Origin of the sequence: Halorubrum rarum (genome assembly GCF_048380895.1) — an archaeon.
Lineage (GTDB): Archaea > Halobacteriota > Halobacteria > Halobacteriales > Haloferacaceae > Halorubrum.
In genome coordinates this window covers 1-12,859 of the sequence record NZ_JBLWMN010000005.1, presented here as the reverse complement: position 1 = coordinate 12,859, position 12,859 = coordinate 1, and the positions used below count along the sequence as shown (strand labels likewise).

At 65.8% G+C, this 12,859-nt stretch carries 12 protein-coding genes; 6 read left to right on the top strand and 6 right to left on the bottom strand.

Annotated features, from left to right (window positions below):
* Nucleotides 1–33 precede the first annotated feature (33 nt).
* Complete coding sequence (locus ACNSN7_RS04545) at nucleotides 34–1,422, bottom strand: DUF8167 domain-containing protein (protein ID WP_418280992.1); 1,389 nt, start codon at nucleotides 1,420–1,422, stop codon at nucleotides 34–36.
* On the bottom strand, nucleotides 1,419–2,693 hold the full coding sequence (locus ACNSN7_RS04540) for a potassium channel family protein (RefSeq protein ID WP_418280991.1): 1,275 nt from the start codon (nucleotides 2,691–2,693) through the stop codon (nucleotides 1,419–1,421). The genes ACNSN7_RS04545 and ACNSN7_RS04540 overlap by 4 nt, the downstream gene beginning before the upstream one ends.
* 167 nt (nucleotides 2,694–2,860) lie before the next feature.
* On the opposite strand from ACNSN7_RS04540, the gene ACNSN7_RS04535 reads away from it, so the two are divergent.
* Nucleotides 2,861–4,030 carry an NAD-binding protein gene (locus ACNSN7_RS04535; RefSeq protein WP_418280990.1) on the top strand — a complete coding sequence of 390 codons (1,170 nt, stop codon included), beginning with the start codon at nucleotides 2,861–2,863 and terminating at the stop codon, nucleotides 4,028–4,030.
* A gap of 35 nt (nucleotides 4,031–4,065) precedes the next feature.
* Here the strand turns inward: ACNSN7_RS04535 and ACNSN7_RS04530 are convergent, their stop codons facing one another.
* From ACNSN7_RS04530 to ACNSN7_RS04520, 3 genes are all read right to left on the bottom strand, one after another.
* A complete protein-coding gene (locus ACNSN7_RS04530) occupies nucleotides 4,066–5,091 on the bottom strand; it encodes an AI-2E family transporter (protein ID WP_418280989.1) in 1,026 nt (341 codons plus the stop codon).
* A gap of 447 nt (nucleotides 5,092–5,538) precedes the next feature.
* The gene (locus ACNSN7_RS04525; protein ID WP_418280987.1) at nucleotides 5,539–6,135 is read right to left on the bottom strand and encodes a DUF6149 family protein; all 597 of its coding nucleotides are present in this window, start codon (nucleotides 6,133–6,135) and stop codon (nucleotides 5,539–5,541) included.
* 73 nt (nucleotides 6,136–6,208) lie between these two features.
* Nucleotides 6,209–6,541, bottom strand: coding sequence for a DUF7968 family protein (locus ACNSN7_RS04520; protein ID WP_418280985.1), 333 nt, complete (start codon nucleotides 6,539–6,541; stop codon nucleotides 6,209–6,211).
* Between the two features lie 108 nt (nucleotides 6,542–6,649).
* Here ACNSN7_RS04520 and secF point away from each other — a divergent pair, with 108 nt between their 5' ends.
* Together secF and ACNSN7_RS04510 are read left to right on the top strand one after the other, a co-directional pair.
* On the top strand, nucleotides 6,650–7,534 hold the full coding sequence (gene secF / locus ACNSN7_RS04515) for a protein translocase subunit SecF (protein ID WP_418280984.1): 885 nt from the start codon (nucleotides 6,650–6,652) through the stop codon (nucleotides 7,532–7,534).
* Nucleotides 7,534–9,135, top strand: coding sequence for a preprotein translocase subunit SecD (locus ACNSN7_RS04510; RefSeq protein WP_418280983.1), 1,602 nt, complete (start codon nucleotides 7,534–7,536; stop codon nucleotides 9,133–9,135). Before secF ends, ACNSN7_RS04510 begins: the two co-directional genes overlap by 1 nt.
* A 44-nt stretch (nucleotides 9,136–9,179) precedes the next feature.
* Here the strand turns inward: ACNSN7_RS04510 and rnhB are convergent, their stop codons facing one another.
* Nucleotides 9,180–9,854, bottom strand: coding sequence for a ribonuclease HII (gene rnhB / locus ACNSN7_RS04505; protein WP_418280981.1), 675 nt, complete (start codon nucleotides 9,852–9,854; stop codon nucleotides 9,180–9,182).
* Nucleotides 9,855–10,024: 170 nt separating this feature from the next.
* On the opposite strand from rnhB, the gene ACNSN7_RS04500 reads away from it, so the two are divergent.
* From ACNSN7_RS04500 to ACNSN7_RS04490, 3 genes are all read left to right on the top strand, one after another.
* Nucleotides 10,025–10,240, top strand: a complete 216-nt coding sequence (locus ACNSN7_RS04500; protein ID WP_418280980.1) for a hypothetical protein — start codon at nucleotides 10,025–10,027, stop codon at nucleotides 10,238–10,240.
* 266 nt (nucleotides 10,241–10,506) lie between these two features.
* On the top strand, nucleotides 10,507–11,427 hold the full coding sequence (locus ACNSN7_RS04495; protein WP_418280979.1) for an ABC transporter ATP-binding protein: 921 nt from the start codon (nucleotides 10,507–10,509) through the stop codon (nucleotides 11,425–11,427).
* Nucleotides 11,424–12,287 (top strand): ABC transporter permease subunit, encoded by an 864-nt coding sequence (locus tag ACNSN7_RS04490; protein ID WP_418280977.1) that lies wholly within the window; start codon nucleotides 11,424–11,426, stop codon nucleotides 12,285–12,287. Before ACNSN7_RS04495 ends, ACNSN7_RS04490 begins: the two co-directional genes overlap by 4 nt.
* Nucleotides 12,288–12,859 lie beyond the last annotated feature (572 nt).

Below are 12,859 nucleotides of genomic sequence, written 5' to 3'. Positions count from 1 at the left end.
CCGGCCTAAGAGCGTTGCGCTGTGTCGGACGACCTAAGAGCGTTGCGCTGTGTCGGACGACGATCCGTCATCGCTCGGCGTCTCACTTTCATCTGCTCCGGTCTCGTCTGCTCCGGTCTCGCCTGTTCCGGTCTCGTCTGCTCCGGTCTCGCCTGTTCCGGTCTTGTCTGCTCCGGTCTCGTTTGCTCCGGTCTCGTTTGCTCCGGTCTCGTCCACCTCGTTTGCGTCCATGCTGTTCTCTCCCGCTTCGCTCTCGTCCATCGAGGACGCGCTCGCCTCGAACCGGCGGATCGCATCGGGGCGACCGACGAGATACACCGTGTCGCCCGCGACGAACGTGTACCCTCGTGGCGGGATCGCCTGGACGTCGCCGTCCGTCGGCTGGACGGCGGCGACGACGGCGGTCACGTCGCCCACGGCGGTTCCGACGAGATCGCTTCGCTTCCCCACGGTGATCGCCGCCATCGTCTCGTCGGCGGTCCGGAGGAGGGACGCGAACTCCCGATCGGCCTGCGGCTCCACGGGGAGCGTCACGAGCCGGTAGCCCCCCTCGACCGAGAGCGTTTCTCCGTCCGACGCATCGACAGCGACGGTCGCGGTGTCGCCGGCGATGCCGCGTAGCTCTCCGGTCGCGACGCGTTCCAGGTCCGGTTCGATTCGCCATATCTGTACCATGTCGCCCACGGTTGCGCTGTTGGGGGGATCCGCGGATACCGCGACCGCGACCCTGCCGGGCGCGAGCGTCGGACCCACGCCGGTCGCCCGCGACCCGACCGCGAAGTACTCGAGCGATCCGTCGTCGGCGAGGTCGGCGTCGACGTAGCCGACGCCGTGTTCCGTCTTCAGTCGTTCGACGAGCCGTTCCCGGAGCTCCTCGACGGTCAGCCGGTTCGCGAACAGCAGGTTCTTCCCCGCCAGTTCCGCCTTCTTCTCGTCGGTGACCGGCTCGTAGGTGTCCACGTCCTCGATCTCCTCGGCCGGCGGCAGCGTCACGACGGTGAACCGACCCACCGAACGAACGACCTTGCCCAACTGCCCGTCCAGCTCCGTGACACCCGTCAGCGCGAACACGTCGACTGCGAGCCGATCGCCCGCGTACCGGCCCGCCGGCGACACCGCGGCCGCGAGTCCCAGCGCGACGACGTTGAAGAACACCCCTTCGGCAGTGAGCAGCGTCGATTCGGCGCTTCCGACGACCTCACCGAGCGAGGTCGTGTTGAGATAGAGGGCGACGATCGCAACGCCGAGGAGCACGGCGACGCCCTCCGGGATCTCCGTTCGGAAGTACCATCGATACACGAGCGCGGACACTCCCGAGATCAAGACCGCGAGGACGGCGAAGGTCAGAAGCGTCACCGCCGCCGCGTACGGGTCGCCGAACGTGACCTGTGCGACTCCCGCCCCCGTCACGGTGGTCGTCATCTCGCCGCCTCCTCGAACCGGGTGAGCGCGTCGCGGTTCCCGACGACGAACAGGTCGTCGCCCGCGGACAGCGGCTGTGCACCGCGCGGTGCGACGGTCCACGACTCGTGTCTGGCGGCGAGGATAGCGACGTCGTACGCCTCTCGAACGCCGACCTCACCGATGGTGTGTCCGTCGAGCGGTCCACCTGCGACGACTGCGACTTTCCGGAACCGCTTGCCCGCGCGGCGGAGCAGCGTCGTGAGTTCGTACTCCCGCCGCGTCCCTCGTGATATCACGAGTACTCGCCCGCGGCCCGCCCGGAGCAGCGCGCTCGCCTCCGACCGATCGACCGCGACCGTCACTCGCCCCTCGCCGCCGGTCGTCGTCGATGGGGCCGTCGATGGGGTCGTCTCGGGCTCCGCGGGCGTCTCTCCGCCGTCCGTGCGAGGCCCGCTATCCGTTCGAGATCCGGCGTCGGAGGCGGGCGTGTCGGTCCGCTTCGCGTCCGCCGTTGTCCCCTTCGTCGGTCCCGATCTCGCCGAGAGGAGCGTCCCCTCGACGACTCGATCCGGGGTCACGACGCGAACGACGTCGCCGCGAGCGAGCCCGGTCGGGACGAGCGCCGACACCGACACCGCCCGTTTCCCCGCCGGGATACGCTTCGAGAGCCCGCCGCTCGGCGGCGCGGCCGCAACCGTCGCCCGCGCCTGCTCGTCGATCGCCACCGACACGTCGCTCAGATCGAATTCGGTTCGGAGCCGCTCGGCCAGACGGCTCTCCAGTTCGTCGATGGGGAGATCCGCGGGGAACGTCCATTTTCCGTCCGTGATCGCCTGCCGGGTCGCGGCGGACACCGGCGGGTACCCCTCCATGTCGGCGACCTCGCCGACGACGGTCAGTCGTACTCGCCCGCGGCCACCGGCGAACTCGACGACGTCCGAGGACAGCGTCCGATCGCGGATCGACCGGAGCGAGACGCGTTTGGGGGCGTTCGCTCCGAGTTTGTCCCCCTGTGCGTGCGCGTACAGCGAGAGCATCAACACGATGATGATCGCCGTGAGGATCGCCGGCGCTCGCTCCGCGGACCGGATCGTGTCGTCGTTCAACGCGAGCAGTCCGCCGTTGATGCCGGCGATCGCGAGCGCCAACACGACGACACCGAGCCCGGGGATCGTCACCCCGGTGAAGTACTTGAACACGAACCCCAACACCCCGGCGACCAAGGCGGGAACGACGCCCGTGATGACGCCGAGGTAGATGCCGAAGAGGATCTCGATCGGGAGCGCCATACGCCACCGCACTGTCGGCGCGGTTAAACCAGTACCGCTACCCTCGACCGTCGAAAGCGAGTCGTCGGCGGTCAGGCGGGTCGGCGGCAGTCAGACGGGTCGTCGGCGGTCGAGGCGAGTCGTCGACACTCGGGACGTTTAAGTTCGGAGTCGGCCACCGACCGCGTATGAAGGGAAGCCGCGAGTGGGCGACCGTCCGCGCGTCGGTCGCGTTGACGTTCGCCGTCGCGCTGTTGTCCATCGTGGTCGGGCTCCTCCACATCAGCGGCTTCAGCGTCGAGGGGCCGCTCACACCGTACATCCCCGAAATCGTCCTCCGGACCGTCGGATTCACCGGAACGATCACCGGGTTCGCGATGCTCGGCAGCGGGTTCGCCCTCAAAAACGGCTATCGCGTCGGCTGGTACTCGACCGCGGTCCTGTTGCCGCTGACGGCGGTACAGGGACTGTTACAGGCGTCCGTCTTCTCGTTACCGCTCGTCGTGTTGTCCGTGGTATCGGTGCCGGCGCTCGTGGTCAACCGCGGTCGGTTCGACCGTGCGTTCTCACCGTCACCGACGCAGCTCGCCGCCGGCGCGGCGCTCGCGACGGCGATCTCGTACGGAACCGTCGGATCGTACGCCCTCCGAGACGAGTTCGACGGCCTCGAGACGATCGTCGACGCGTTCTACTTCACCGTCGTCACGGCGTCGACGGTCGGATACGGTGACATCACACCGGAGACGGGTGCGAGCTCCGACATCGCTCAGCTGTTCGTGCTCTCCTCGCTGGTGATGAACGTCGCCGCCTTCGCGGTGGCGCTCGGAGTCCTCCTCACGCCCGCCATCGAGGCACAGCTCTCGAAGGCGCTCGGGAAGATGACCGAAAAGCAGTTCGACCTCCTCGACGGCCACGTCCTCCTCCTGGGCTACGGCGAGATGACGGAGCTGATCTTGGACGAACTCGTCGACCGCGACCTCGCCGAGTACGCCATCGTGACCAGCGACGAGTCCGTGGCCAGAACGCTCGACGGCCGGTCGGTCCCCGTGTTGACGGCCGACCCGAGCGACGTGGAGCCGCTCGAACGCGCCCACATCACGGACGCCCGGGCGGTGGTCGTCGCCACCGATGACGACGCACGGGACGCCCTCTCGATCCTCACCGCGCGCCAGCTCGACCCCGACGTGCGGATCGTCGCGACCGCGACCCAGCGGGAGAACGTCGAGAAGCTCCGCCGAGCCGGCGCGGACCACGTCATCTCCCCGGCGACGCTCGGTGGACACCTCCTCGTCGCCGAGGCGTTCGAATCGGACGACCACGACGGTCTCGCGGCCGGCGTCCTCGACGGTCGGGACTGACGCTCCGACGGGTCGCCGGGGGCGACGTCGGTAACTCAGATCGCGTCGTAGTCCTCTCGGAACGTCTCCAGCGTCGCCGCGAGCACGCCGATGACGATCGGACCGACGAAGAGGCCGGTGAAGCCGATCGAGTAGATGCCGCCGAACACGCCGACGAGGATGATCCCCGGGTTGAGATGCGCCTGTTTGTCGATGACGATCGGGCGCGCGTAGTTGTCGACCATCGAGACGACCGCGACGCCGTACACGGCCAACAGGATCCCGGCGGTGGTCTGATCGACGACGACGAGGTACGCCGCCGCCGGTCCCCACACCAGAAACGCTCCGATGAGTGGTAACAACGCGAGAACCGCCATCACGAACGTCCAGAAGACGACGTTGGGAATGCCGGCGGCCCACAGGCCGACCCCCGCGACGACCGCCTGTAACAGAGCGACGGAGATGTGCCCGATCACGACGCCCCACGTCGTCGAATCCACCTTCTCGAACAGCTCGTCGGTGACGTCGGACGGGAGCGGGATGATCGACCGGAGCCACGCCACGAACTCCGGTCCCTCCACGAGAGTGTAGTACAGCACGAAGAGGGTCAACGCGATCCCCAGCGACGCCTGTAGTGCGCCGGTGACGATACCGCTTACCCCGCCGAACAGCGTCTCTACCAGCACCTCTCCGGCGGTGGACAGCCACGTGGCGACGTCGACCTCCTCGCCGGTCACCGCCGCGATCCGAGTCTCGATGGCGGCGACGTCGAGCCCGGTTTCCCCCTCGGCGATGGCGACGAGGTCGTCGACGAACACGAGCGCGATGTACGCGAACGGAACGATCACGGCGACGATCGACGCGAGGATCAGCGCGACCGCGGAGACCATCGAGGCGAGGCCGTCGTTCAGTCGGTGATGTACCGATCCGATCCGCCCCTCCAGTCGATCGTGGATCGGGTACAACACGTACGCGAGGATCACCGCAGCGATCACGTACTCGACGAACGGGAGGACGATGAACAGCGTGAGGAGGGCGACCGCCCCGATGAGCAGGAGGAGGAACGACTGACCTCGGTTCATGGTCTCGTCTCGTCACGGTCGCGTATAAGTGTGGGCGACAACGACGACTCGTGGGTCGACGAGAGCGAACGTTACGGAGAATCAAGGAGAAAGCCCGGTGCTTTAGCGCGGGGATGAATCCGATAATCTCCTTCAATAACCACGACCACCGCTCCGGTCGGATGTTTTAAGTAATCGATTGCGGTACTAATAGTTAGCCGAGGCGGCCTGCCCGCCCACCTAATCGGACAATATCGGGATTCCCCGATTCCACGCAGAAAGCACCCCTTTCTGTTGTGGAACTCGGGGTGCAGTCAGCAAAAGTATCTCCGAATCCCATGCCGGGATAGGAGTAACGGCTGGTTGGCACAGCCAGTAGCCGCCTTCCAAGGCCGCTACAAACCGTAACCATCCCAACCCAGCGGTACAGTGCCGTGGGAATCCTCGCGCTTCAGCGCGGGGAGGATGTCAAGTGCTCGCCTCGTCCTCGTCGATGCCGGGCGCGGCGGCCGGATCGATGTCGTCGGGCTCCTCGGTGTCGCCGCCGACGATCGTTTCGCCGTCGTCGGTCTCGATGTAGACGTCGTCCGCGAAGCCCGCGAGCGCGTTCTCGTACTCCGCCGTCTCCAGCCTCCCCGGCGTCTCGGGGGCCGAGACGATGCCGGTGCGTGGACGGAACTCGCCGAGGGGATCGTCGATCGTGATCCCGTGGCTCGAGAAGAACTCCTCGTAGCGCCGGTAGTGGGCCTCCAGTTCGTCGCCCGGGATCTCCATCATCTCCGTCCAGCCGTGGTTGAAGAAGTCGAAGTTGGCCTGCACGTGCGTGATCTCTCTGGCCTCCGCCTCCGGGAACCCCGCTTCGAGCGCCGCGACGTACGCGTCCATCGTCGCGTCGAAGAAGTCGTCGAGATGGGCGCGCCGCTCCTCCCGTCTGTCCTCGTCGGCCTTGTTGAGAAAGATGCTCGTGTGCAGATCCACGAGCTTGTCGTTCGCGACGTCGCCGAGGACGGGCGTCGTCAACGCCTTTTTCGCGGCCCAGTGGCGGATGTTCTGCCGGATCTTCATACCTCCGTTCGGGTCCGGATCCCCTTGAATCTGTGGCGCTCCCGGTGACGATCCCCCGATACGATTGCGCCGCTCAGCCGCGCGGTCCGCCCGCGCTCTGGACGCGCCATCCGCCATCGACGTCACCGGGATGTGTCTCGTATGCGATCCGAGTGTCCGCTGTTACGACTGCGCCGTCGACCGCCTCGCCCTCGACCTCGATCCGTACGATCCGAAACGGAACGTCGAGGCTGTCGCCACAGCAACCGACATCGACGAACTCCTCTCGGACGGCCCCCACCACGACCTCGCCGAGCACACGTCGGAAGTAGCCGCGGAACCGATCCGTCTCGATCTGATCGCGGCCCCACCTCCCGACTCCGTCGGGGTACGAGAGCACGACGCGGTCGGCAGTCGGTTTATCCATGCTAATTGGTACCAACCGACCGGGCTAATCGATTTCGATCGTCGTCGGACGAGAGCGCCGACTTGGGAGATAAGAAGGCTTATTCAGGCTCACGGACGAAACCGTTCCATGGTAGCGATCGAGGTACCGGAAATCGACTACACCGAGTACTCGAACCGGCAGCTCGTGTTGGTTCCGCTCGTGGTGCTCGCGGTCGCGATCGTGATCATCGGGGGATGGTACTTCGTCACTGGCGCGCCGGCGAACCTCGGACTGGAGTTCACCGGTGGCGTCGAGCTCCGAGTTGCCGACGACGGCGAGGGAGAGATGGGCGAGCGTATCGAGACGGCGTTCGATCGGGAGCCCGACTCCGTCAGATCGATCCCTGGCGACGACGTGTACGTCGTGACCTTCCGGGCCGACGCCGACGACCCCGACGGGTTGGCGAACGACCTCCAGGACCAAGCGGACGCCGCTGGGCTCACGACGGACGCCGTCGATCAGGTGTCGGCGAGCTTCGCATCCGACACCGCGCGGACAGCGGTGTTCGGCGTGGCGATAGCCTTTCTCGGGATGAGCGTGCTCGTGTTCGCGCTGTTCCGAACGTTCATCCCGTCCATTGCGGTCGTCGCGTCCGCGTTCTCTGACATCGTCATCCCCATCGCCGCGATGAATCTCCTCGGGATCGAGATGACGCTCGGGACGGTCGCGGCACTACTGATGATCATCGGATACAGCGTCGACTCCGACATCCTGTTGAACAACTCCGTGTTACGTCGAACCGGCGACTTCTATGAGTCCGTCAGCCGAGCGATGCGGACCGGCGTGACGATGACTATCACCTCCATGGCAGCGATGATCGTCATGGCGATCGTCGCGACGGTGTTCGGCGTCGACCTGCTCCGCGACATCGGGATCATTCTCTCGATCGGCCTCGCGGCGGACATGATGAACACGTACCTGCTGAACGTCACCCTGCTTCGCTGGTACAAGTTCGAGGGGGTGAAACGCTAATGCTCGAACCGGTCAAGAACAACTGGCGCGTGCTCCTGTTGATCGTCGTCGTCGTCGCGGCGTCGATCGCGCTGTTCGCGCCCCAGTTCGGTCCGGACACCGCGCCGGGCGAGGACGACGCGGACGCACGACAGGGGCTGACGAACCTCCAGTACGGGCTGGACCTGGCCGGCGGGACGCGCATCCGTGCACCGCTTCTCGGCCACACCGCGACGGGGGTGGAGTTCGCGGGCGATAACCCGACGTCAGTGGCCGCGAACGTCGCCGCGGAGCTCGACGGCGTGTCGACTCGGGACGTCAACGCCCAACGGCTCGCGGAGGACGGCGGCGACGTGGAGGTCACCGATGCGGACGTGACTGAGACGGAGTTCCGCCACGCGATGGACGCCTCCGGCTACGCGTACGGCAGCGTTCGCGCCGGCGTCACCGAGGAGACACGAAGCGCCGCCCAGCGCGTCATTCAGGGCAAGATCAACGAGGCGGGTCTCTCCGGAGGGAGCGTCCAACAGGTCCAGTCGATCACCGGCGAGTACTTCATGCTCGTCGAGGTGCCCGGCGAGGGTCGACAGGACGTGATCGACCTCTTAGAGGAGCGCGGGACCGTCCAGATCGACATCGCCTACCCCGACTCGGATGCCGAGGACGGACTCGGCGTCGAAGAGGAGGTGTTGATCCAAGAGGACTTCGAGAACATCGGTACGGCCAGCCGCGACGAGGGCGACCAGCCGTACGTTCCGGTGTCCGTCGTCAACGAGGCTCCGGACGGGGAGCAGTCCCCCGCCGAGCGGTTCCAGGACGCCGTCGTCGACCGCGGCGTGGCGACGTCCTCCGGCGGCGCGCGCTGTACGTACATGCAGGACCCGGTGGGAGAGACGTCGGAACCGTGCCTCCTGCTCGTCGTCGACGGCGAGGTCGTCAACGCGTTCGGCATGGACGACGGACTCGCCCAGAGCATGGTCTCGGGCACGTGGGCCGACACCGGCAATTTCCGGTTGACGACGACGTCCTTCGAGGACGCTCAGGAGATATCGATCAACCTCCGCGCCGGCGCGCTCCCGGCGGAACTCGACATCGCGGGCGAGGGGACCTCCTCGTTCATCTCTCCCACGCAGGGTGAGAACTTCCGGCTGTACTCCGCAATCACCGGGATATTCGCTATCTTCGCGGTCGCCGGAATGGTGTTCTTACGCTACCGCGAGCCGAAGGTGGCGCTCCCGATGATCGTTACCGCACTGGCGGAGGTGTACGCGCTCCTCGGCTTCGCCGCGCTGGTCGGCTATCCCATCGAACTCGCAGTGATCGCCGGGTTCATCGCCGTCGTCGGGACCGGGGTCGACGACCTCGTGATCATCGCCGACGAGGTGATGAGCGAGGGCGACGTGAACTCGCGCAAGGTGTTCGACTCGCGGTTCAGACGCGCGTTCTGGGTGATCGGCGCGGCCGCCGCGACGACGATCATCGCCATGTCGCCGCTGATGGTGCTCTCGCTCGGGGATCTGTCCGGGTTCGCCATCTTCACCATCCTCGGCGTGCTCATCGGCGTCCTCATCACGCGGCCCGCCTACGGCGACATCCTCCGTCGCCTGCTGACGGTCAGGTAACGCGCGATCGACCGCGACCGCGCTCGGCGCTTTCTCGGCGTTTTTTAAAAGTCGTCCAGTCCGGACTGTTCCGCGGCCGCCAACACGTCCGTACACGTCGACCACGACCGTCGGGCGCAGTCCGGAACGTCGCCGTGGTCGGCGACGTACTCGCGGAGGAACGTTCTCGTCGTCGAGTCGCCCGGATAGCCGCTCCCGACGCCGCCGTACGTCGGGTAGTCGGCGTCGATCTCGGCCATTCTGGCGTCGCGGGCGACCTTCGCGACGATGCTCGCCGCGCCGACGACCGGATCGTCCTCGTCGGCCCCGTGACGGGCCGCGACGTCGAGCGCGCGACCGGACGCATCGCCGCCCACGCCCTCACGGACGAACGCCGCCAGCCGACGCGCGAACCGCTCCTCGCTCGTATCGCCCGCGTCGGCGACGACGCGGTCGCCCGGTTCGATCGCTCCGCGGACCGCCCGCGCCTGTCCGCGCACCGTGAGCGTGTTCATGTCGGTGTCAGGGGCGTCGATGGCTTCGGGCTCGACGGTCGCGATCGCGACCGCGACGTCGTCGCGCTCCCGCAACTCGGCGGCGATCGCCTCGCGCCGCTCGGGAGCGACCCGCTTGGAGTCGTCGACGTCGTCCGGAAGGATCGCGGGCTCGGCGCGAACCGCGGCGGTCACCATCGGTCCGAGCACGGGTCCCTTTCCGGCCTCGTCGACGCCGACGTACACGTCACCCCGGTGGACTCGAACGAACAAATAGCTTCAGGAACCGTCCTCGAAGGAACCGCGGACGCACCGCTCCGCCGTCGGCGTCGACGCGAACGCGCAGTGAAAATGGGGTTCCAACGAAGCCGAATCGGAATACAAATAGCCGAATAGTTGTAACGGTATATATCTAAATGACAGAACGTAACCGTTCCAACCGCGTTCCCAGTCAACCGGTTGTCGTTCAAGAGGATACTCATCGGAACGAGATACCAGAGAATATCGATTCAGAGCTGTATTCGACGGATCGCCCGAGCAACTCCTTTCACGAATTCAAAATCGAGCCCGGAGATGAGCTCGTTGAAGCACTTCGCAACAACGGCTACACGGTGGAATTCAGAGATCGGTAACATTCAATTCCGGCTCTGTTGAGGTATTACTCTTCAGATATAAAGCGGACTGAAACAACCGGTCGCTGAAGAGTGCGTATTGACCACAGGGAGTTTTATCAACTCAACTGAATATTCTGACACCCGTGCAAGATACAGGGTGCGTACACAACACAGTTATCCCTCCACGCAGAGTCGGTCGCTCTCATGAGAAGCACTGTACGGACGCACGTTGACGTGCGCCCTGACGGAGTCCAAGACGACGCACTCGGAGACGGGGACCGCGGATGACGGCGATCGACGTCGACGGCCTCACGAAACACTACGGTGACGTCGTTGCGGTGAACGAACTCGACCTGCAGATCCAGGAGGGGGAGATATTCGGGTTCCTCGGACCGAACGGCGCGGGGAAGTCGACGACGATCGATATCCTCCTCGACTTCATCCGGCCGACGAGCGGCTCCGTGACGGTGCTCGGTCACGACGCCCAGTCCGAGGGTCGGGCGGTTCGCCAGCGTACCGGCGTGCTTCCGGACGGTTACCACGTTTACGACCGGCTCACGGGGCGACAACATCTTGAGTTCGTCGTGGAACTGAAGGAGGCGGACGACGACCCGACGGAGCTGCTCGAACGCGTGCACATTGCCGACGCCGCCGACCGGAAGGCCGGCGGCTACTCGAAGGGGATGCGACAGCGCCTCGCCCTCGCGATGGCGCTCACCGGTGATCCCGACCTGCTCGTGCTCGACGAGCCGTCCACGGGACTCGACCCGAACGGCGCTCGGGAGATGCGCGAGCTGATCCGCGAGGAGAACGACCGCGGCACGACCGTGTTCTTCTCCAGCCACATCATGGAGCAGGTGGAGGCGGTGTGTGACCGCGTGGCGATCATCAATCGCGGGGAACTCGTCGCGGTCGACACGATCGACGGTCTCCGTGACGCCTCCGAGACGGGTGAGGTGCTGTACGTCGATGTCGACGACGTCTCGGAGGTCGTCGTCGAGCGAGTGGTGGGGCTGGAGTCGGTGGCCGACGCCTCGGCGCAGGACGGACGGCTCCGGGTCGTCGTCGCCGACGCCACCAAATTCGCCGTGTTGCAGGCGATCGACGCGGGCGTGACGCCGGTACGGGACTTCTCGGTCGTCGAGTCCTCGCTCGAGGACCTGTTCGTCCGCTACACGAACGACGACCAGGAGGTGCGGGTATGACGTGGACTGTCGTCGCGAAAAAGGATTTCCGGGACGCCGTCCAGTCCCGCGCGCTGTGGGCGCTCGTCGGCGTTTTCGTCCTGCTGTCGGTGCTCTCGACGTACGCCTACATTGAGGTGCCACAGCTGTTCGGCGAACCGGGCGGCGCGACGTTCGGCGGGCTCGTGTTCTTCACGGTCGGACTCACGAGCCTGTTCGTGCCGCTGGCCGCCATCGTGGTCTGTTACAAGTCGCTCGCCGGCGAGCGCGAGCTCGGTAGCATCAAACTCCTGTTGTCGCTGCCCACGACTCGTCTGCACGTCTACGCCGGGAAGACGGTCGGCCGAGCGGGTGTTCTCGCGTTCGGGCTCGCCGTCGGGCTCCTCGTCGGGCTCGGCTTCGGAGCCGTGCTTCTCGGTACCGTGGCCGTCGTTCCGATAGTGCTGTTTCTGATTGCAACCCTCGGCTTCGCGGTCGCCTACGCGAGCATCATGGTCGGGCTCTCCGCGACGACGGGATCGACGACACGTGCGACGACGCTCGCGCTCGGGTTCTTCGTCGTCTTCGAGTTGTTCTGGGACGTGGTTCCGGTGGCCCTACTGTACGTGGTCAACGGGTTCGCGCTGCCGACGTCGATGCCGGACTGGATCTTCCCCGTGATGCAAGTGGCGCCGTCGTCGGCGTATTTCTCGACCGTCGTCACGCTGCTTCCGGGGCTCGCGTCGAGCGTAGGTGCGGGAGAGCAGGCGGGTGCCGGTATGTCGCCCACCGAGGTGGAACCCTTCTACACCACCCCCGAAATCGGGATTGTCGTGCTCGCGCTCTGGACGCTCGTCGCGTTCCTCATCGGCTACACACGGTTCGAATCCGCGGACTTCTGACCTACAGCTGTCGTTCGACGCTGAGCCCTACGTAGTGGCGTCCCGAGGCGACTGCGTTACGAAACGCACCTTGAAACAGTTGGCCGCTGAAGGGTGCTTCGTGATCGACTTCGGGAGTGGGTGTACCAGATCGGTGGTCTGGCTGTTTATAAGTCGAATTTGGGTGTTGTTGGCGGGTGTTTATAAGCTGCTAACGGGGCGGTGAACACCTCCAAAGCCTTAGTCACTCACTTATAACCGATCTTCCTCGGATCGACGGTAAACACCTGCAAAGCCCCAGCCGCTCGCTTATAAGCGGTCTTACTCGGATCGACGGTGAACACCTGCAAAGCCCCAGCCGCTCGCTTATAAGCGGTCTTACTCGGATCGACGGTGAACACCTGCAAAGCCCCAGCCGCGACGACTCGCGCGCCTTGCTGCGCGCCTCGCTCGCGTCGCTCGCTGCAGTGCTTGCTGCGGCGGGCTTCGTCCTCGCGGCTGCCCCTTTGAGTCCCACCCCGCACAGCACAGCACCCGCACCTCACGCCTCCCCAGCCTCGTCAGGGGCGGTCGCCGGAGCCGCTCGGCGACCG

Excerpts from the sequence above, each read along its gene's own strand:
- ACNSN7_RS04540 (WP_418280991.1), bottom strand. The coding sequence starts at position 2,693 with ATGGCGCTCCCGATCGAGATCCTCTTCGGCATCTACCTCGGCGTCATC.
- ACNSN7_RS04500 (WP_418280980.1), top strand. The coding sequence starts at position 10,025 with ATGACAGAACGTAACCGTTCCAACCGCGTTCCCAGTCAACCGGTTGTC.
- ACNSN7_RS04495 (WP_418280979.1), top strand. The coding sequence starts at position 10,507 with ATGACGGCGATCGACGTCGACGGCCTCACGAAACACTACGGTGACGTC.
- ACNSN7_RS04530 (WP_418280989.1), bottom strand. The coding sequence starts at position 5,091 with ATGAACCGAGGTCAGTCGTTCCTCCTCCTGCTCATCGGGGCGGTCGCC.
- secF (WP_418280984.1), top strand. The coding sequence starts at position 6,650 with ATGGTAGCGATCGAGGTACCGGAAATCGACTACACCGAGTACTCGAAC.
- ACNSN7_RS04520 (WP_418280985.1), bottom strand. The coding sequence starts at position 6,541 with ATGGATAAACCGACTGCCGACCGCGTCGTGCTCTCGTACCCCGACGGA.
- ACNSN7_RS04535 (WP_418280990.1), top strand. The coding sequence starts at position 2,861 with ATGAAGGGAAGCCGCGAGTGGGCGACCGTCCGCGCGTCGGTCGCGTTG.
- ACNSN7_RS04510 (WP_418280983.1), top strand. The coding sequence starts at position 7,534 with ATGCTCGAACCGGTCAAGAACAACTGGCGCGTGCTCCTGTTGATCGTC.
- ACNSN7_RS04490 (WP_418280977.1), top strand. The coding sequence starts at position 11,424 with ATGACGTGGACTGTCGTCGCGAAAAAGGATTTCCGGGACGCCGTCCAG.
- ACNSN7_RS04545 (WP_418280992.1), bottom strand. The coding sequence starts at position 1,422 with ATGACGACCACCGTGACGGGGGCGGGAGTCGCACAGGTCACGTTCGGC.
- ACNSN7_RS04525 (WP_418280987.1), bottom strand. The coding sequence starts at position 6,135 with ATGAAGATCCGGCAGAACATCCGCCACTGGGCCGCGAAAAAGGCGTTG.